At 43.4% G+C, this 19,781-nt stretch carries 19 protein-coding genes; 8 read left to right on the top strand and 11 right to left on the bottom strand.

The features are described 5' to 3' along the window. Positions 1 to 15 precede the first annotated feature (15 nt). Genes CHRO_RS06410 through CHRO_RS06420 form a run of 3 tightly spaced genes read left to right on the top strand, consistent with a single transcriptional unit; the run spans position 16 to position 2,220 of the window. Positions 16 to 543, top strand: coding sequence for a hypothetical protein (locus tag CHRO_RS06410; protein WP_015153376.1), 528 nt, complete (start codon positions 16 to 18; stop codon positions 541 to 543). A 44-nt stretch (positions 544 to 587) separates the two neighbouring features. Next, the gene (locus CHRO_RS06415; RefSeq protein ID WP_015153377.1) at positions 588 to 1,781 is read left to right on the top strand and encodes an urease accessory protein UreH domain-containing protein; all 1,194 of its coding nucleotides are present in this window, start codon (positions 588 to 590) and stop codon (positions 1,779 to 1,781) included. Further along, positions 1,759 to 2,220 carry a hypothetical protein gene (locus CHRO_RS06420; RefSeq protein WP_015153378.1) on the top strand — a complete coding sequence of 154 codons (462 nt, stop codon included), beginning with the start codon at positions 1,759 to 1,761 and terminating at the stop codon, positions 2,218 to 2,220. The genes CHRO_RS06415 and CHRO_RS06420 overlap by 23 nt, the downstream gene beginning before the upstream one ends. 9 nt (positions 2,221 to 2,229) lie before the next feature. Here CHRO_RS06420 and CHRO_RS06425 read toward each other — a convergent pair whose 3' ends face one another. Continuing rightward, entirely contained in the window at positions 2,230 to 3,741 is a 1,512-nt protein-coding gene (locus CHRO_RS06425) for a tyrosinase family protein (RefSeq protein WP_015153379.1), read from the bottom strand. 244 nt (positions 3,742 to 3,985) lie between these two features. After that, on the bottom strand, positions 3,986 to 5,029 hold the full coding sequence (locus CHRO_RS06430; RefSeq protein WP_015153380.1) for an aldo/keto reductase: 1,044 nt from the start codon (positions 5,027 to 5,029) through the stop codon (positions 3,986 to 3,988). A 32-nt stretch (positions 5,030 to 5,061) separates the two neighbouring features. On the opposite strand from CHRO_RS06430, the gene CHRO_RS31710 reads away from it, so the two are divergent. Further along, on the top strand, positions 5,062 to 5,199 hold the full coding sequence (locus CHRO_RS31710) for a hypothetical protein (protein ID WP_181246538.1): 138 nt from the start codon (positions 5,062 to 5,064) through the stop codon (positions 5,197 to 5,199). A 201-nt stretch (positions 5,200 to 5,400) separates the two neighbouring features. Here CHRO_RS31710 and CHRO_RS06435 read toward each other — a convergent pair whose 3' ends face one another. Next, positions 5,401 to 6,060: a hypothetical protein gene (locus tag CHRO_RS06435; RefSeq protein ID WP_425394284.1), complete on the bottom strand. Its 660-nt coding sequence runs from the start codon at positions 6,058 to 6,060 to the stop codon at positions 5,401 to 5,403. A gap of 291 nt (positions 6,061 to 6,351) precedes the next feature. After that, the gene (gene acsF / locus CHRO_RS06440; protein WP_015153382.1) at positions 6,352 to 7,428 is read right to left on the bottom strand and encodes a magnesium-protoporphyrin IX monomethyl ester (oxidative) cyclase; all 1,077 of its coding nucleotides are present in this window, start codon (positions 7,426 to 7,428) and stop codon (positions 6,352 to 6,354) included. A 177-nt stretch (positions 7,429 to 7,605) separates the two neighbouring features. Here acsF and CHRO_RS31715 point away from each other — a divergent pair, with 177 nt between their 5' ends. Both CHRO_RS31715 and CHRO_RS06450 read left to right on the top strand, forming a co-directional pair. Then, the gene (locus tag CHRO_RS31715; protein ID WP_051033174.1) at positions 7,606 to 7,911 is read left to right on the top strand and encodes a hypothetical protein; all 306 of its coding nucleotides are present in this window, start codon (positions 7,606 to 7,608) and stop codon (positions 7,909 to 7,911) included. 36 nt (positions 7,912 to 7,947) lie between these two features. Further along, positions 7,948 to 8,427, top strand: coding sequence for an NINE protein (locus CHRO_RS06450; protein WP_015153383.1), 480 nt, complete (start codon positions 7,948 to 7,950; stop codon positions 8,425 to 8,427). A gap of 89 nt (positions 8,428 to 8,516) precedes the next feature. Here CHRO_RS06450 and CHRO_RS06455 read toward each other — a convergent pair whose 3' ends face one another. The 4 genes from CHRO_RS06455 to CHRO_RS06470 all read right to left on the bottom strand — a co-directional run bounded on the left by CHRO_RS06455 (position 8,517) and on the right by CHRO_RS06470 (position 12,953). Further along, positions 8,517 to 9,263, bottom strand: coding sequence for a DUF2996 domain-containing protein (locus CHRO_RS06455; RefSeq protein ID WP_015153384.1), 747 nt, complete (start codon positions 9,261 to 9,263; stop codon positions 8,517 to 8,519). 134 nt (positions 9,264 to 9,397) lie between these two features. Further along, positions 9,398 to 9,673: a MoaD/ThiS family protein gene (locus tag CHRO_RS06460; protein ID WP_015153385.1), complete on the bottom strand. Its 276-nt coding sequence runs from the start codon at positions 9,671 to 9,673 to the stop codon at positions 9,398 to 9,400. 122 nt (positions 9,674 to 9,795) lie between these two features. Then, entirely contained in the window at positions 9,796 to 11,097 is a 1,302-nt protein-coding gene (gene thrC / locus CHRO_RS06465; protein ID WP_015153386.1) for a threonine synthase, read from the bottom strand. 251 nt (positions 11,098 to 11,348) lie between these two features. Further along, positions 11,349 to 12,953, bottom strand: a complete 1,605-nt coding sequence (locus CHRO_RS06470) for an NAD(P)H-quinone oxidoreductase subunit 4 (RefSeq protein ID WP_015153387.1) — start codon at positions 12,951 to 12,953, stop codon at positions 11,349 to 11,351. 678 nt (positions 12,954 to 13,631) lie between these two features. On the opposite strand from CHRO_RS06470, the gene CHRO_RS06475 reads away from it, so the two are divergent. Beyond that, complete coding sequence (locus CHRO_RS06475) at positions 13,632 to 14,414, top strand: class I SAM-dependent methyltransferase (protein ID WP_015153388.1); 783 nt, start codon at positions 13,632 to 13,634, stop codon at positions 14,412 to 14,414. Here CHRO_RS06475 and CHRO_RS06480 read toward each other — a convergent pair. From CHRO_RS06480 to CHRO_RS06490, 3 genes are all read right to left on the bottom strand, one after another. Next, on the bottom strand, positions 14,335 to 14,799 hold the full coding sequence (locus CHRO_RS06480; RefSeq protein ID WP_015153389.1) for a hypothetical protein: 465 nt from the start codon (positions 14,797 to 14,799) through the stop codon (positions 14,335 to 14,337). The genes CHRO_RS06475 and CHRO_RS06480 overlap by 80 nt on opposite strands. A 50-nt stretch (positions 14,800 to 14,849) precedes the next feature. After that, positions 14,850 to 15,809 (bottom strand): response regulator, encoded by a 960-nt coding sequence (locus CHRO_RS06485; RefSeq protein ID WP_015153390.1) that lies wholly within the window; start codon positions 15,807 to 15,809, stop codon positions 14,850 to 14,852. A 376-nt stretch (positions 15,810 to 16,185) separates the two neighbouring features. Continuing rightward, positions 16,186 to 18,936: a hybrid sensor histidine kinase/response regulator gene (locus CHRO_RS06490; RefSeq protein ID WP_015153391.1), complete on the bottom strand. Its 2,751-nt coding sequence runs from the start codon at positions 18,934 to 18,936 to the stop codon at positions 16,186 to 16,188. 510 nt (positions 18,937 to 19,446) lie between these two features. On the opposite strand from CHRO_RS06490, the gene CHRO_RS06495 reads away from it, so the two are divergent. Further along, positions 19,447 to 19,770 carry a hypothetical protein gene (locus CHRO_RS06495; protein WP_015153392.1) on the top strand — a complete coding sequence of 108 codons (324 nt, stop codon included), beginning with the start codon at positions 19,447 to 19,449 and terminating at the stop codon, positions 19,768 to 19,770. The last annotated feature ends 11 nt before the right edge of the window (positions 19,771 to 19,781 follow it).

Below are 19,781 nucleotides of genomic sequence, written 5' to 3' on the forward strand. Positions count from 1 at the left end.
GTTTTACCTAGAGTAATGAGTTGCAGTCAAAAACATGTACTTTCAGATCTCTGGCAATTAGACAGCATGTTTAAGCGATCGCTCCTCGTACTCGCTACCGTTGGCGTTACCATTTTGGCGAACAACGCTGAAATGACGGCTCATAACCACGATCCCACATCCGAGCCTCATTCCCACACCAGTAAAGACCCCCATCATCAGATGAGGGAAATTTCCGCAGGCGAACCCATCCCAACGGTGAAACTGGTGGTGCATCCCGACACCATGCGCGGGTACAACCTAGAAGTGCAAACGACCAACTTCAAATTTGCGCCAGAAGAAGTTAACAAAGCAGCAAAACCAGGAGAAGGTCACGCCCATCTTTACGTTAACGGCAAAAAAATCACTCGTTTATATAGCTCTTGGTATTATTTAGACAATCTCAAACCTGGTAAAAACGAAATTAGGGTTAGCTTGAATGCTAACAACCATCAGGTCTTAGCTCACAACGGTAAGATGATAGAAGCTACGCAAATCGTAGAAGTACCCGCAACCAAAAAGTAGAAATTTTTAACTTTTAACTTTTGACTTTTGACCTTCTACTGATAATGTCCCTCGGTTTCTTGGGAAGTTTCGGACACTGCGTCGGGATGTGTGGACCCCTAACAGTGGCGTTTTCCCTATCAGGTCAACAAGACAAACCGAAATGGCAGCAGCAAGTCTATTTTCATACTCTATTAAATTTAGGGCGGATAATTAGTTACGTTCTCGTCGGTGCGGCAATTGGGGCGATTGGTTCGATCGCGATCGCCAGCGGACAAATGGCAGGCATCGGAAGCGAAGTACGGCGCTGGCTGGCAACACTGACGGGAATCATGCTCATTTTATTTGGTTTAGCGCAAATTAACCCCCAATTTATCCACCTTCCCCTGCTACACCCCCTGACGCACGGTAAATGGCACGATCGCCTGAGTCGGGGTATGGTCAATCTATCTTTTAAAACACAATGGTGGACACCCGCAGGCTTGGGTTTAGTGTGGGGCTTAATGCCCTGTGGGTTTTTGTATGCGGCTCAAATTAAAGCGGCGGAAACGGGACAATTATGGCAAGGTGCAGCCACGATGCTCGCTTTTGGCATTGGCACTCTACCGATGATGCTAGGGGTAGGAGTCTCCACATCTTTTTTAAGTCGCGATCGCCGCAGTCAATTATTTCGCTTAGGTGGCTGGATTACAGTAGCAATTGGGGCGATTACCCTACTACGAACTGGGGATACGATGACTGACTATACAGGTCATGCATCCCTATTCTGCCTAATGCTAGCTCTGATTGCCCGTCCCATCAGCCGTTTGTGGGCTGCGCCCTTACAATATCGCCGCGTCTTAGGCGTGGGAGCCTTCGTACTCGCTTTGGCGCATACAACTCACATGATGGCGCATACGCTGGACTGGAATTTAGAAGCATTTGCTTTCCTGTTACCCACCCATCAAATCAGTTTAATCTTGGGATTTGTTGCGATTATCTTGATGACTCCGGCAGCAATTACGAGTTGCGATCGCGCCCAAAAATTCTTAGGCACGCGCTGGCGACAAATTCATTTATTAGGAATTCCCGCCACAATTTTGAGTTCAGCTCATGCGGTGCTGATTGGTTCTCACTATTTAGGTAGCGTGAGTGAAAGCAGTCAGTTCTATGCAAGTCTCTTGGGAGTTGCCACTGTGGGAGTATTGCTCGTGCGATCGCGTTGGTTTTGGTCAATTTTCCATATAGAAAAATACTATGTTTCAGCCAAAAAATCTTAGTAACTACATTCAATGGTTATTACTCAGCGTACTAGCAACAGGAGCGATCGCGACTGAGGCGATCGCCCATAAAGTAGAAATCTCCGGCGATGTCGGCGGGACAATTCACCTCGAACCTAACGACAATCCCCAAGCAGGAAAAGCAACACTCGCTTGGATCGCACTCACACGTAAAGGCGGACAAACAATTCCCCTTCAGCAGTGTAATTGCCAACTAGCAGTCTATGCCGAACCGCGCCAGAAAAATGCTGCACCACTATTACAACCGTCACTCAAAGCCGTGACAGCCGAGAAATATCAAGGCATTCCTGGCGCGGAAATTATTTTTCCCAAACCCGGTGCTTATCAGGTGGAATTGAAAGGGACTCCTAAAGCCGGAGCTAATTTCAAACCGTTTCAGCTCAATTTTGATGTCACCGTTGCCGCTACAGCGCGATAGCGACCCCGATTACTCTCTAGTCAGAGTCACTCCACTAAAGCGGACTGCCCCTTGTAATTGAGCTTGGCGATCTTGGGTAGAGCGCTCCTGCTGTAATTCTCTATAAGGTGGCACAAAAGTCACAGAGATAAAATCTCCTGTCATGAGACTACGCCTTTGTAGTTGCCTCACCGTAGAAGTAATATCAAGGCGGAAAGTGCCTCTTTGGGGCAGAGAGAATAGTGACAGAATCCCAGCATAGTAGGGACCATAAGGGTCTGGTGCAACTCCTTCAGGTAAATTGATGTAAATGTCGTAGGGAATAGGATTATCTGGGTTGTACTCGACTCCTGTAATGTTGAGAGTCAATGCAGATTCTGCCGTTAATGCTCTCGTCCTCACGAGATCTTGAGCTGGAGCAGACAGAGTGAGAGGCGCATCGCTGAGGACAATCGTTAATTGCCGATCGTTAGCCGACATAGCTATTTGTTGCTGAGTGCTTGTATCTGTTTGTTGAGTACTTGTATCTATACTCTGCGACGATGGCGTTACAGATCTGTTTCTCCTTGATAAAGGATCGTCATACAAATAGTTTAGTTGACCCGCAGTATCGAGAACATCCCTACCGCGCAACTGTACCTGAGTGCCGTTTTCATCAAAGAAGGTAAAAACATCGTTCATCCAATCGCTGTTTGTTGTCGCATTTGCTCGTCCACCTCCCAGTCGCAACCAGCGCTCCCACAGGCGATCGATGTTCGCATGATGCAACCAAAAAATCGGATCGCGGGCAGCAGTAGGTACGCTTCCCATTAAGCCGCCTATACGCGAATGGATGCCGTTATGCGGTCTTCGTTCTAAGTCTCCATAACCATTAGCACGGTGAGTATTCGCATTTGCCTCAGTTACCCTGCGTCCACCAAAGCTGCGCCCGCCATCTGTTGTATGGAAAAAGTTTGTCCGTTGAAAAGCATCTGCATATCTAACATCGGCTTCTGGCAATGGATCGCCCTGGTTGACATTAATGCTGCTGCCGCGATCGCTATAGAGGGGGTTTGTAGAATTGGCGGGGATGCGAAACGGTGAGGGTAAAACGCGCTGTTCGACGGAATCTGAATAGTTCCAGTACGGAAGTGCCAGATTCGGATCGCCGGATGCTTGCCTGAGAATACGCTCGAAATAATATAGGTACATGCGATGCCAGGGGAAGAAATAGAAGGTTCCATGCTGGCATGTCCTCCATGCTGTTAATCTGCGTGTCTCACCGCTGGGAATGCCATGCATATTAGCTTGGTAAATCCAACTGGTCGGGTTCGTATCAGGTCGAGATTTCATCACCTGAATACCTCTCCTGAGAGCCTCAACTTTCTGTGGCGACTGGATAAATGTATATATATTCTCGCGAACGTAGACAGTACCAGTCTGAGCGTTAGCGCGATCGGCGAAAAACCGGCTCACGATGGGAACGCTTCCGACAGCAGCAGTTCCAGCAGATAAGAATCCAGCTAGTTTTAAAACTTGACGACGGGAAAGCTCGTAACTCATAAATTTCCCTCATGCGTAAAACTTAATAATTAATAGTTGCGTTGCAAAACTCAGTTGAGTTTGCAGCAGTTAAACGATGTTTTAATACAAGTTTCGATCGGGTCTTTATGGAAATACTTCATATTTATTAACTCAATCTTTAGTAACAATTCCACATAAAAAAGTCCGTATTTTACGGACTTTTTGTATATATTTAGCTACTCAGTATTTCTGTTAGCAATCTAATTTTTCGGTCGGCTAAAAACTAGAAAAAGCGATCGCGATCGATCTTAGTCAACGCTCCACCAAAGGCAAAATCTTGAACCATCGAACTTTTGAGAAAATCGTGAGGAAAACCGAGTTCAATTGCACTCACATCATTTAAGTGCTGCATTTGTTCGGTAGTTAGTTGAAATTCCAAACAAGCTAAATTTTCTTCAACCTGTTTCAGTTTACGGGAGCCAATAATAGGAATAATTCCGCCTGGTTGTTGCCGTATCCAGTTGAGTGCAACTTGTGAAGGTGCTTTATCAATTTCTGTGGCTATTTTAGTCACCTCTGCTGCAATTTCTAAATCGCGATCGCTAATTTGGGCTGCATTTGGATTGCTTAGTCTTCCTGGTTCGTCCGTCTCCTCTGCTGGACGATTGTATTTACCTGTCAATAAACCAGCACCGAGGGGACTCCAAGCTGTCACGCCAATTCCAAGCGCCTGTGCCATTGGTAATAAGTCTCGTTCGGGTGTCCTTTCTTTCAAAGAATATTCGATCTGCAATCCAATAAGAGGTGTCCAGCCGCGCAGATTTGCTAGGGTATTTGCTTGCGAGATAATCCAAGCTGGAGTATCGGAAACACCGATATACAATACCTTACCCATGCGTACCAGATCGTCAAACGATCGCATCACCTCTTCTACAGGCGTAGTGAAGTCCCAAGCGTGCAACCATAGTAAATCGATATATTCCACATTTAATCGCTGCAAACTGGCTTCTACTGCCTGCACCATATTCTTACGATGGTTGCCACCAGCATTGATTTCGCCATTACCCGTGTTTAAACTATATTTTGTCGCAATCACCCATTTATGGCGATCGCCTGCAACAAATTCACCAACATACTTTTCACTCGTACCGTTGGTATAGAGATTTGCCGTATCGAGAAAGTTACCACCCGCAGCGGCGAAGGCATCGAATATTTTACGACTTTCCTCGTAAGAACTTCCCCACCCCCAATCTTCACCAAAAGTCATCGTCCCCAGGCAGAGTTCGGAAACGCGCAATCCACTGTTACCTAATAGTTTGTAGCGCATAGATACTCTCCATCAGTGCAAGTACAATCTCAGTGCAAGTACGATCTGCTATTGCCTCGTTCTTTCCAATAGCATACAGTTCATCTGCCTGCTGCACGGATTTGGGAGCAGCGCGATCGGAAAATAAACATGAAAAAACCCGCTTAATGCGGGCTGTTAGAACGATTTAGTCTTGTTAAGACATGAACTAGCGGAATAGCTAGATATATCTTAAGCTAGGCAATATTTATAACGATCTATCTTTAGATAGATGTTATGCTCGGTAACAGACAAGATAGCCGTCCGGTAGAGCATCAAAGGTCGATCGCTTCGCTATTGTAGCCAGTGGTTGTAGCAGGTACGCAATGCGATTGCGGCACCATACCAAAATCTCACAACATCCATTCCAACACAATTCCTAGCCGACTATCTTTTTCTTGACGCGAATTTTGCCTTTGTAAATCTGTAGACAACCGCAAATCGCGAGTGACAGCATAGCCAAAAGAGAGTGTTGTCAATCCCACTTCATCATCCGTACCAGGAGACACCCAACTTTGAGATAGAGCAATATCTGCCGCACCGCCGCGAGATAATACCAAGAGCAGCCTTGCGCCCAAATTTATGCCATCAGTGGAATAATCGCCTGTTTCCATATGTCGATAGCCGATTATTGGCGCAAAATTGATGTACTTTCCCAAAGGGCGCACGTAATAACGTAAGTCTACACCATAAGCCTCGCGCTGGCGATCGAAAGCTGCATGATAATCTCCACTAATCGTCAAACCACTTTTACTAATAAATAAATCCTCTATACCAAAATTCCAACCACTAGCATTATCTGTTGAAGGAAATAAAGAATATCCTAGCCGCAGACGGGTACGAAAACTCGGATCGCGATCGATCTCTTCTAGCACGTTCGGTACTTGACGCATCCAGCGCTGTAGAACAGGGCTGCTTTCAATAATTTCTGGCTTTAAATCTAAATCCGCAGCGCTAGGGGTTTTGTGTTGCTGCGGTTGACTCCACGCAGGTGTAGAGATGAGAAGGAACAGAACGATGAGATCCCCCCTAGCCCCCCTTAAAAAGAGGGGAATATGTCTTGTCAGATCCCCCCTAGCCTCCCTTAAAAAAGGGGGAATATGTCTTGTCAGATTCTCTCTAGCCCCCCTTAAAAAGGGGGAGCTGATTGCCCCCCTTGATAAGGGGGGTTGAGGGGATCTGCCGTGACGTAGTTTCAACAAACCGAGATTCCAGCCGAACTTTCGAGATTTTGGCGATTCTTTCACAAAAAAAGTGGTTCTGCATAGTACAGAACCACTTTAGCGGAGCAAAACTTAAAGTTGCTATCGTACCATTCCGTGAGATGGGGCAACGTCAATTGGCTTCATCAAGTACAAGCGCAAGAGTTGCCAACCGTTAGAAACGTAGAACGGTAATTTCTGGAAGAATTGTAGAAACTTCGGCGTATTAGAGCTAGCGATCGCCGTTAATTTTTCATTATTCTTCACGCAAACATCTAAGCGTTGGTAAAACTCTGGATTCTCTACATCCAGCATCACCGGAAATACCCGTCCTGCGGTTTCGTTCGTCTTCTCAATCACGTAGACATCGTAATCTCGCGCATTCAAGCCGATGGAAGCATAGAATTTAGCCCGCTGAATATCGTTAAGATACATCGTGGCAAACACCGACAACAGGAAGAAGCGACACCATAACCGCGCTTTCCAGTCATTTAACATTTGCGGTTGCGCCCGCATAATGGCATCAAAGAAATCTCCGTGACGGTTTTCGTCTTGACACCAGTTTTCAAAGAAGCGGAAAATTGGATAAATCCGATCTTCAGGATGCGCCTGGAGATGACGGTAAATTGTGATGTAGCGCCAGTAACCGATTTTTTCCGATAGATAAGTGGCGTAGAAGATAAACTTCGGTTTGAAGAAAGTATACGTGTGGTTCTTGGTTAAGAATCCTAAATCAAGCGACAAATCAAAATCAGACATCGCTTTATTTAGGAAGCCTGCGTGACGGGCTTCATCTCGTGACATGAGGGCGAAACACTCTGCCAATACGGGGTTTTTCCCCTTCAAGCGGCGGCTGAGTTCTTTGTACAGCAAGAAACCAGAAAACTCTGCCGTACAAGAACGCTCTAAAAACTCAACAAATAATTGGCGAGTTTCCCCATCGATGCGATCCCAAGATTGTTCAAATTCTTCATCTCGGACGAAGTGATGGCGATTGTAGTCAGTACGAAACTCTTCGAGTATTGCTTTCAACTCATCTTCGTTGACGGAAATATCCATCCGCGCCATTTCATCGAAGTCTGTGGTGTAAAACCGAGGCGTGAGAATGGTTTCCTTGGCTGGAGCTTTTACCCCAGGACGTATTTCTTCAAAGCTCGGCTTTTTCAGGGAATCTACCATGTCGTTTTGCTCTTGTGGGGTTCTTATCTCTGTAACAAAAGATAGAGCGCAATTTATTATCTAAAATTCAGTCTACCAAGGGTTCAGGGCGATCGCGTCGCTTTACCACATTAAGAGTTACTACACCCCATCAATTTTTTTTACAAATTTGTCACTTTTTAGGCGAAACAGACTGATTTGTGTATTAGAAGTCGGGAGTCGAGAGACAAGGAAGACAAGGAAGACAAGGGGGACAAGGAAGACAAGGGGGACAAGGAAGACAAGGGGGACAAGGAAGACAAGGGGGACAAGGAAGACAAGGGGGACAAGGAAGACAAGGGGGACAAGGAGGACAAGGAAGACAAGGGGGACAAGGAGGACAAGGAAGACAAGGGGGACAAGGAAGATAAGGAAGACAAGAAAGCGATTCTAGCCAAAGCGCCACTATCCACCACCCACTCACCAACAACTAACAACTACCAACTACCCATTCCCAATCTCTAACATAGAAAATACGCTCCCTGATTATCCACACAACTTATGAATAAAACTAGTAGTTCTTATATTCTGTGGTTGGGTTGTTTGCTTCAAGTTTACGGGTTGCATCGCTTCTATAACGGCAAAATAGCCACGGGTTTGTTGTGGCTGTTTACTTTTGGTTTATTTGGTGTCGGACAATTGATCGATTTATTTCTAATTCCCGATATGGTAGACGATTACAACGCTAAGCTAAGAGCCAAAATGGGTTTATCTGCTGCTGGCGTACCGCTATCAGACCCGGTAGTTGCTACCCAGACAATCCAAGTAAATCCGAAAGAGCAATTGATGGTTAAATTGCTCAAAGCTGCGGCGGCGCATGGGGGTAAGCTTTCCGTCACGCAAGGCGTGATGGATACTGGTGCTACTTTTGCTCAAGTAGAAACAACTTTAAAAGAGATGGTCAAGTCTGGTTATGTAGGAGTTGACAATCATCCTGCAACTGGAGTGGTTGTTTACAAATTCCTTGAATTGTCATCGTAGCGATTTGCATTTGCATAAAATGCAACGTAGGGGCGCACATCTGTGCGCCCCTACAAATATCATGCACGAAAACGAGAATATAGCTCTAACTAATTCAGTGACAGCCACTTTTGACCGTTCAACCGCTGGACGATTCCCCACATTAATAGGTCGAGCGTCATCTTGCGTTCGTCACCCAGAAAATGCTCGATAGTGCTGGGTCGAGAGCCTTCATTGCAAGAGAAATATTTCTTGCCTTGAATATCTTCATCAGGGAAATAAAGGTTGAATTGTCGCGAGACATTTTGCCACTTGCCAACAATTTGCCAGCACTCTTGCTGCTCTAAACCAACTACAGGAATTTTTTGCTTGGTAAGCGTTAAGTCTACATCCACGACTCCTTGAGCTTTTAAAGCCTTCTCAATTGCTGGGATGTAATCTTGTTGGATGAATTCAGTAAATGGTTTATCTTCGACTGTTGGACCTTTTTCTTTCTTAGCTTTAGCGGCGGGTTTATCACCTGCTGCTTTAGCGGCGGCTGGCTTATCGGCTTTAGGCGATGCGTCGGGTTTTTTGGAACCTGGCTTGTCAGCTGCTTTTGCTTGCTGGTCAGTTTCATTTGGAGCTTCTGCTGTCGCCGTGCCTTTTTCCTTCGCCTCGTCCGTGTTCGCCACTAGATTCTCTTCTGGAACTGGTGCGTTGGCAGTAGGAATCTCTGAAGCTTCTGGGTCAGAAGTCGTTTTAAGATTTTCTGCAACGACATCAGGAGCTTGTTTATCTACAGTGCTGGGTGGCGCGTTTTCGCCTGCCGTTTCTCCTGCTGGAGCCTGTTCTGGATTCTGATTTTCTTCTGCCATTGCTCAACTCATTCCTCGATCTATAGGTATAAGAGCGATCGCTTTATAACTTTTTCCTTAAAATTATTGTGACATGATAATAGAGACGTTACATGTAACGTCTCTACACTGATAACTGTTAACTGTTAACTGAATTAACCGCCAGCTACCGCAGGGACGATACTCACTTCATCGCCTTCTTTTAAAGGTGTATCTATACCATCTAAAAAGCGGATATCTTCACTATTCACGTATAGATTCAAGAAACGACGCGGTTGTCCCTGTTCGTCACACAAACGGGACTTAATTCCAGGAAAACCCTGTTCTAAGGATTCAATCAGCTCGGAGACGCTATTACCGCTACCCTCATAAGTAGCTTGATTGTTGGTGAACTTTTGCAATGCAGTCGGAATTAGTACTTTGATAGCCATGTTTCGGGAGTCGGGAGTCGGGAGTCGGGAGTCGGGAGTCGGGAGTCGGGAGTCGGTGCTGATTAATCACCAACTACCAACTACCCATTACCAATCTAAAATCTAAAATCCAAAATCTAAAATTAGACCAAAACTTGTTGCCAATCTAGGCGTTCGAGGGTGCGAGAACGCTCTAATGCTCTTTCAAAGCTATCGAGTTTTGGCTCAATTGTTAGGGGTTCGCCTGCATATCCTTGGACGGCTTCTTGTGTCTTCAAGCCATTTCCAGTGATGTAAGCAACGGTAGTTTCTTCGGGGTCGATTTTACCTGCTTCTACCAGTTTTTTCAACACGGCGATCGTGGTTCCACCTGCGGTTTCGGTAAAGATACCTTCAGTTTCTGCTAGTAATTTGATGCCTTCGATAATTTCAGGATCGCTGACTGATTCAATATTACCATTTGTTTTCCGCGCAATATCTAAGGCATAGACACCATCAGCGGGATTACCGATCGCGATTGATTTAGCAATCGTACTCGGTTTTACTGGTTTGATAAAGTCTTTGCCATCTCTGTAAGCTTGGGCAATTGGCGAACATCCGTCGGCTTGCGCGCCGCTGAATCTGACGTGCTTGCCTTCTACTAAGCCAACTTCGGTAAATTCTTGGAAGCCTTTGTAGATTTTGGTGAACAGGGAACCAGAAGCTAGAGGCGCAACTACGTGGTCTGGGAGTTCCCAACCCAGTTGTTCTGCAACTTCGTAACCTAAAGTCTTGGAACCTTCGGAGTAATAGGGGCGCAAATTGATATTGACAAAACCCCAGCCGTATGTATTCGCTACTTCAGAACAGAGGCGGTTGACTTGGTCGTAGTTACCTTGTACTGCCATTACAGTAGGGCTGTAGATCAAAGTTCCTAAAACCTTACCTGCTTCTAAATCGGCGGGGATAAAGACGCAGCAATCTAAACCTGCGTGAGCGGCGATCGCCGCGGTAGAATTAGCTAAATTCCCCGTACTCGCACAAGATACTGTCGTAAAGCCTAGCTCTCTAGCACGAGTCAGGGCTACCGATACCACCCGATCTTTAAAGCTCAGGGTAGGCATGTTGACAGCATCGTTCTTGATGTAAAGCTTTTTCAGTCCGAGGCGACGCGCTAGGCGATTGGCACGAACTAAAGGTGTTAAGCCAGTCCCGACATCGATTGGGTTATCGGTAGCAACAGGTAAAAAAGGACGATAGCGCCAAATTGAGTGGGGTCCTTTTTGAATGCTTTCGCGAGTGACGGTATCGCGCAGAGCGCTGTAATCGTAGGCAACTTCCAATGGTCCAAAGCAATATTCGCAAACGTGCATTGCTTGTAGTTCGTACTCAGCACCACATTCTTTACATTTCAAGGCTCTAAACGTGGCGTTTGTCTTGGTTTGGTTTGCGATCGCCTGAGTCATTAGTCATTCCCTCGATTGTCCGTCAACTTCGGTTGATACTAACACGGTGTATATAGCGAGTCAAACATACCCGACTTTTTTTGTCGGGATTTGTTCGACAACAACATAATTAGGGGCGCACAGCTGTACGCCCCTACCAGACGTGTATTGCTCCAATTGAAAACCGCTATCATCATCTGGAGATGCAAAAATGTAGGGTGCGTTAGTAACTAACGCACCCTACAGATAAATACTAAAGAATTGACAAATGACTATTCAGCCAAATTTGATGTCTGAGTCACGGCTAACTGAGGTGCAGCCAGCAGGCGAGAATATAGAGGAGTCTTGGGCTGCTGTGCTACCACGGTAGACAGGGCGGTACGTACTTGGCTTGCGACTGCTACCGTCTTGACATCAAAAGTTTGCGTAGCAATTTTGGGATACAAACCAATACCGACGATGGGAACTAGCAAACACATGGCGATCGCAACTTCTCTCGGTCTAGCATCGCCTAAATATGACTCGAATGCCAATTCCTGATTTTCTTTTCCATAGAAGACTTGCCGCAACATGGACAGCAAGTAAATCGGAGTCAGAATTAAACCAACAGCGGCGAGGAAGATGACGACGGTTTTAAACGCAGAACTGTAAGCGTCACTGGTGGTGATGCCGAGGAATATCGTCAACTCACCCACAAATCCGCTCATTCCGGGTAAAGCTAAAGAAGCCATTGAAGCGGCAGTGAATAAAGCAAAGACTTTGGGCATTGCTTTCGCCATCCCCCCCATCTTTTCCATGATTAAAGTATGGGTGCGATCGTAAGCTACTCCCGATAGGAAGAATAAACAAGCGGCAATTAAACCGTGGGAAACCATTTGCAATACTGCGCCGCCAATGCCTAAATCAGTGTAGGAAGCAATCCCAATCAGGACAAAACCCATGTGGGCTATGGAAGAATAAGCGAGTCGCCGCTTGAGATTACCTTGACCGAAGGCAGCAAAAGCACCGTAAATAATGTTAACTATTCCCAATATTGCCAAGACTGGTGCAAAGTAAACGTGAGCATCGGGTAGTAGTTCGATATTAAAGCGGATGAGCGCATAACCACCCATCTTTAGCAATACCCCAGCCAAAATCATTGAGATGGGGGCAGATGCTTCACTGTGAGCATCTGGTAGCCAAGTGTGCAGGGGAAATACTGGCAATTTAACAGCGAAGGCGATAAAGAATCCCGCATAGGCTAGCATTGCCAAGACTTTAGGATAGTGTTTCAGCCCCAGGGCAGTCAAATCGAAGGTGACTGTATCCCCGTAAAAAGCCATTGCTAAACCAGATATCAGAATAAATATAGAAGCAGCAGCAGTATACAGAATAAACTTAGTGGCAGCGTAGCGCCGCTTTTGTCCTCCCCAAATGGAGATCAGCAAGTATACAGGGACTAGCTCGATTTCCCACATTAAGAAGAACATCAATACATCTTGGGCAACAAACACGCCAATTTGGGCGCTGTACATGACCAAGATTAGGAAGTAGAACAAGCGTGGCTTGTTTGTCACGTTCCACGCTGCCAATGTTGCCATCGTGGTGATAAAACCTGCTAGCAACACTAGAGGCATGGATAAACCGTCAACGGCAACCGACCAGTTTAAACCAATCTGGGGAATCCAAGCATAGCTTTCGACGAGTTGATATGTAGAGTTTTGTAAATCAAAATGCTGCCAAAAGGCATAGAGCATGATGCAGAAATCTGCAATCCCGACTCCGAGAGCATACCAGCGAACAATGCCTTTAGAGTCTGGAATCAAAGGAATGGCTAGGCTGGCTACTAGCGGTAGTAGGGTGATGATGCTTAGCCAAGGGACTTGTTCGGGAAACATGGCTGGGAATAAATACTTACTATCTATGGCTTCTATTTTATTAAGTTAAGTAAAGATTTGCAAAGGTAATTTTACCTGCTTTGCTAAAAGTTTTAACTTTTACAGTAAAAATACTTACAACGCACCACGGTATAAAAAACTACTTATAAAATAAGGTAGTACTGAGAAATACTATCATTGAGCAACTCGCACGCCAGAAGCAGCGATAAAGAAAAATCACCATGTTACTCTTCGCTACATTTACACTGAGTAGTCTTCAGTATTAAACGCAAATAAAAGTCTATAAATAGGTTATTCAACAGAAATAAAATGATATCTTTTATACTGTAATTTTTTCTTGATAAATAAAATTTTAGACAGTTACACAAAATATTTAAAGTAACTTTGAACACAGTTTATCTACTGAGCAAATAAGTCATCGATTTGCTAAAACAAAGCGATTTTAGTCGGCGAACGAAATCACTTATTCTTACTCGTCAAATTTAGAATCTTCCTATTTTTTAAAAAACTTTTTATACTATTCTTTAAATCAGAAAAAATTTGATAGCTAGGTCGAGTCAGGAAGTAAATCTCAGCTCAGATCGATCGCATATTGACTACTTTTACCTTAGGTAAAATGGTCGAGATTGCTAAAAGTTTTTCTGACAAAAATTTATTTTAATTAAGGTTATTGTATCTATGAGTATTCTCAGGCTGGCTAAGGATCTTGCTAAACTAGCTCTTCCTAAACCCTTAGTCAATCAAATTCAAAGCTGGTTAGCTCTGATATCTGTCACTAGAAGGAAGGGTTTCAGCTTTTATCTAAACTCTCCCGATCGCTTCGTATTAGAAGATGCAATTATTCCCTACATCGTCAAATGTAATGAATTTCACAAAATACTATTTGTTGGTAGCGACTGGTACACTAAACCGTACAATCGCTATTTCAAAAATAAAGAGTACTGGACGATTGAAATTAATCCGAACAGAAAAAAATTCGGTTCTAAACGACACGTTGTTGACTCGCTATTAAACTTAAGCCAGCATTTTGCCCCTGGTAACTTTGACTTAATAGTTTATAACGGTGTCTTCGGACATGGGATTGATAGTAAAGAAGCAACAGAGATATCGTTTCAGCAATGTTTTCAATGCTTGCGTCCAGGCGGAATGTTAGTGTTTGGCTGGAATGATGTTACCAGACACAAACCTTTCCCTGTGATTGAAGAATGTCAAAACTTGCGACAGTTTGAACCCGTTGTTTTCAGTCCCCTCGCTACTAGCCAGTATCTTGTCGCTGAGAGTAGCGATCGCCATGTATTTAATTTTTATCAGAAGCCTTTACCTGTAGTTGTAGAGATGCATTACGATACACCCCTACAATCTATATCTAAACCACCTGTATCTAAACTACGCGATTCACAATCGTCCACACGTCTCCATCAGAACGGACATGAGGGACTGAAATCGTTTGAAAGCCAGTGATAAACGGTTTGTAGTAAACTTGCCAATAACTCGGACTGATTCGATCTGCGATCGCTTTAAGCGCGCGGATTTCTTCGGCTAATTCTCCTGCAAGTTCGTTGATTCGATCGGCGTGAACTTTAGCTTGCGTTCTCCCTTCCTCGACGTGTTGCTCGATCGATTGATATTGCGATCGCACCTGCAAGGCGCTGAATTCGGCGCGTTTTTGTCGCAGTTGCGCCGTCAAAGCTGCTAAGCTTTCTAGTAGCTGTGCTAAGCTATCGTTTGTTGTTTGCGCCTGGGTAGAGCTACTTTCTGGTGACTCAGCGCTGAGGGAGGCGCATTCTTGCTGTAAAGCCGCAATTTGTGCGCGAATTGCCTCAATCTCTGCTTGGTTTGGTTGCATTGTATTGGTATACCAAATTCTTTGGATCTCTTATCTAGCTTGCCAGTCTTCTAGAAGCGATCGCAAATACAATAAGTATTACGTCCTTGCTGTTTGGCACAATAGAGAGCGCGATCGGCAGCAGCGATCGATTTTTCAGTTGACATTTCCCGATGCGGAAGTTGACTGCTAATTCCTAAAGACACAGTGACGTATGCACTGACTTCAGACTGAGAATGGAGAATCTGAAGCTGTTCGATCTCTGCTTGAATGCGTTCGGCGACTCGAATTGCACCTTCAGTATTGGTATTTGGCAAAATAATTCCGAATTCTTCACCACCATATCTTGCGACTAAATCTGCCGGACGTGTCACAGCACGCATCAACGCCTTGGCAATGCTTTGTAAACAAATATCTCCAGCAATATGACCGTAGCAATCGTTGTATTTTTTAAAGTAATCGACATCACACAAAATTAAAGCTAGTGGTGCTTGCTCCCGTGCTAGTCGCCGCCACTCTCTCTCGATACAAGTATCAAATTGGCGACGATTAGCAATTTGGGTCAAGCTATCTATATAGATGAGATTTTGTAATTCCTGATTTGCTTTTTGCAGCGCGATCGCTTGTTCCGTTACTGTGCGCGTTAAAAAGCTCAATTGTAAATGTACTGACACTCTGGCGATAACTTCTGCTTCGTAAAATGGTTTTGTAATATAGTCTACTGCTCCGACAGCAAAACCTTTAATTTTAGCCTGCGGATCGGCTAAAGCAGTGATAAAAATAATGGGGATTTTTTGCGTGGCTGGATTTGCTTTGAGTATGCTACAGGTTTCAAATCCGTCCAGTGCTTCCATCTGGACATCTAATAATATGAGATCTGGTGGCTCGCAATTTACCAGCTCGATCGCGCTTTCACCATCTATTGCAACTCTAATGTTAAATCCTGCACTTTTTAGCGTACGCGATAAGACTGACAAGTTTGTGGGGTTGTCATCCACAATTAATATCAGTCCGTTATTTAGAGCTTTCATTAAATTATTATAAGATTAAATTTAAAAATAGAGCTACTGTTGAAAAAATAAACTTAAACGCAGATTTAAGCTGGGGTGATACAAATGAACATTGATGATTTATTTGTAGTTTATGCGTTAAGCAATCGTATTAATATTTAATATAGCAGTCATAAATATTTTGCGAACAACAGATAATTGTCTGTTGTTCGCATCTATCATTTCTATGGCAGCATAGAAGCCTATTTTACGTCCATAAATCAAATATAGCAATTCTCAATTGCGTGCATGACATTTGTAGGGACGCACGGCTGTGCGCCCCTACAGAACGTGTGCTTTACCCAATTGAAAACCGCTATAATAATGCTATAATAAAAAGCTATATCTCATCATTGCTTCAATTTTTTATGTATTTTTGCAGTTTTTCTCGTAGTTGTTTAACCTGAAAGTTTTCGGTTAACTGAATAATTTCTTGAGCAAAATATAGATATCGATCGCTTAACTTTTCTAATTGATAGGCTACGGTTAGAATATTATCCAGATCGCCTTTTCTGACGAGTTCGTATAGTTGAGTTAAGATTTCATCCGGAGGCAGCTCGGTTTGATGAGGCTGGCTAGCATAATCTTGAATTGATGAGACTATTTGATTCTCTTGTTGTTCGTAAATCCAAGTCAATTTTAAATGCGATCGCAACATTTCTAATAAAATTTCTGCTTGTATTGGTTTGGGTAAAAATTCATCGGCTCCAGCAGCTAAACTACGGTATTGATTAGTTTCAAATACACTAGCAGAAGAGGCGATCGCGACAATTCCAGAAAGTTGCTCTGAGACGCGAATTTTCTGTAACAGTTCAAAGCCGTTCATCAGTGGCATTACTAAGTCAGTAATAATGAGATCGGGATGAAATTTATACGCTTTTTCTAAACCTTCTCGACCGTTTTCAGCCTCTACTAGTTCAAATCCAATTGGCTCTAAAAGACTGACAATAACAGAACGATTCTCCCAGCGATCGTCAACTACTAAAATTTTCTGCTTATTGCCATGAAAACCAACAATCTTACCTTGAGACCTTAGCCTAGCTATGTCCAACCATCTTGTAGTTTCAGTCACTTCTAGATCGAACCAAAAAATACTACCTTTTCCTATTTGACTAGATACCTGAATGGTACTTTTCATCAAAGAAACAATTTTCTGGGTAATTGCCAGTCCTAAACCACTTCCTTGCGCTTGGTATTTATTATCTCCCACTTGCTCGAAGGGTAAAAAAATCTTTGTTAATTGTTCGGCTGTCATGCCTACACCAGTATCCTCGATTTGAAACCTTACCTGATAATTTAAATTTTCGAGTTTTCGGCTTTTAACTGTAAATTTAACTTCCCCGCGCTCTGTAAATTTAATTGCATTACCGAGCAAGTTAATTAATACCTGGCGCAAACGCTTCTCATCAGCGTAAATCCCAGAAGGTATTTCGCTTTCCGCACTATAAACGAAAGCAATTTTCTTTTGCTCGGCACGAACGCTACAAATTTCTACTACCCCTTGTAGAAAAGCAGGAAAATGAAATTCAATGGGATAAAGTTCCATCTTGCGCGCTTCAATTTTTGAAAGATCGAGAATCTCATTAATTAGGGTAAGGAGATGATTGCCACACTGAGAGATAATACTAATTCCTTTATGTTCTTGCTCTGTAATTCTTGAAGAACGTTGGAGAATTTGAGCGTAACCTAAAATCCCATTTAACGGAGTCCTTAACTCATGGCTCATATTAGCCAGAAATTCGCTTTTGGCTTGATTCGCAGCATCAGCAGCTTCTTTTGCTAATTGCAGTTGGAGAGTACGTTCGCTCACGCGCTGTTCTAATGCTTGATTTGTCGTTTCTAAAGCTGCAAAAGATTCTCTTAATTGTCCTGCCATTTTGTGAAAGGACTTAGCTAAAATATCGAGTTCTTGAATACCTTTAACTGTGATTGTTTGCGCTAAATTTCCAGCAGCAATTTCCTGACTGGCTCGACTCAGCTTTAAAATTGGTTGAGTAATCCAACGAGAAGTATAAACACCAATTACTGTAGCGATCGCTAATGCTCCCAAACAGAGCAATATTGTAGTACGGGTGTTGGCGTTAATTTGTGCCATGAAATCAGATTCAGGTACGACAACAACCACTAACCAGTCCAAACCGTATTTATCTCGCCACGGTGTCAGTTGGACGAACTGGCGTTTTCCTACCAGCATATACTCTAGCTGTTGGCTATGTTGAATTTGTTTTAAGCTGTCAAACTTAGTTTGTAAATATTGTGCTGTAGATTGAATTAAGCGATCGCGACTGTTGAGAAAATTAAGCCGCTGCGCTTTACCATTCACAATTGTATATGGCAGTTCGGAACTCGAACTTCCTACAACTAATCCATTCCGTTCGACAATAAAAATTTTTCCCGACTGACTCACTTGTATGTGGTGCAAGAAATCACCAATCTGTGTGAGGCGCAGATCGGCGCTAATAACTCCTAGCAATGCTTTATTTTTGTTGTAAATCGGGTAGCCAGCCGCAACCGATAAAATATCTGGATCTTCATCCCAAGCGTAAACCTGACTCCAAGTTGGCTTACCTGCTCGCGCCGTATCTTGAAAAACAGACTCCGATCGCGGATCGTAATCTGGCAAGCTCTTAATTAACTTAGTACGATTGCCACGACTATCTGTAGCATATATATAATCTTTTCTTTTAGTAGCTGAAGAGACTTCATCAATTACAGCCTCTTGGGGATTTTTGTAATAGCCAGCTGCGGCAAATTCACCTTTTACTGTTGCGTAAGAAATATAGCCAACATTAAACACCTGTAACTGTTTCCAGAAGTAATGTCCTAGTTTAGGATAGTTTTGCAAGTCCAAATGTCCTAGTTCTACCGCATCGGCATTGATTTGATTAATTTGATGTGGAGTGGCTAGATAAGCGTTAAGGTGTTCGTTAACAAGTCGGCTAGCTTTTGTCATTAGCTGATTAGCTAGGTCGTTTATCGTCTGCTGGCTATTTCGGAAGGAGAAATACCCTACTAGTCCCACAGCAGCAAAGATTTGTAGCACAAACGGCACGACTAGAATCAGGCGTAGTGGTAGCTTTTTAGAATCGGCAGTAACGGAATTCCGCATAGTTTACAACTTTCATAGATGAAAGATTCTTCTATTGACAATAAAATTATTCTACGAAAATAAATAAACCACTGCTAACGAGCGATCTATATAAAGCCTTATTCATAAACCTATTTGGCTACATAACTGAGAAATTTTCACTTGCTTTTAATATTTGCAGCTATAGCAGTCCTATTTGATTCATGAACGCGGAGCAGGAGAAGCCTGCTTTACAAATCATTTAGAACTGCTATGGAAGTTGAAGTCATCTAGCAATTTAATTAGGAGCTTATCTAACATCATGTTCAATAATGAACACCAAATTAAGTAAAATACGCAACACTAAAAAAAGTAAAATGTAATACTAAAAAGATCGATTGACGAGCGCGTTTGTAAATCTAGACAACTAAGTGTGGCGATCGATCTCTTTTCTGTGATGCATAAATTTTAGATAATTGAAAAAATTGTTTACAAAATAGCTCAAATCAGTTAAAATCTGCGCCAACCAGATAATTCTTTATGGCGTGACTTATGAAGTTATCTAAATTAGCCTTATTTGCCTGTCCTACGCTGATGGCATTAATACTTATAGCTCCCGATCCAGCTCAGGCTAGAGAAATTGTGACTCAACCTAACGATACCTCAAAATCGGTATCTCCTCCCTTAGTTGACATAGTATTCGATCGCCCAACTCCTAAACCTTTTACCAATGTTACAGAAAATCCATCAAAAGATGAAGTTCCTACTTTAGATTTCACTGATGAAGAGTCGCAGGCTGCAATTCAAAGATATGGTTGTGACTGTTCTAGTTGTATCGTTGCAGTTCAGCAATTACAAGGTAAGCTACCGCTTTGACAGTGTAGAGA

The organism is Chroococcidiopsis thermalis PCC 7203, assembly GCF_000317125.1.
GTDB lineage: Bacteria > Cyanobacteriota > Cyanobacteriia > Cyanobacteriales > Chroococcidiopsidaceae > Chroococcidiopsis > Chroococcidiopsis thermalis.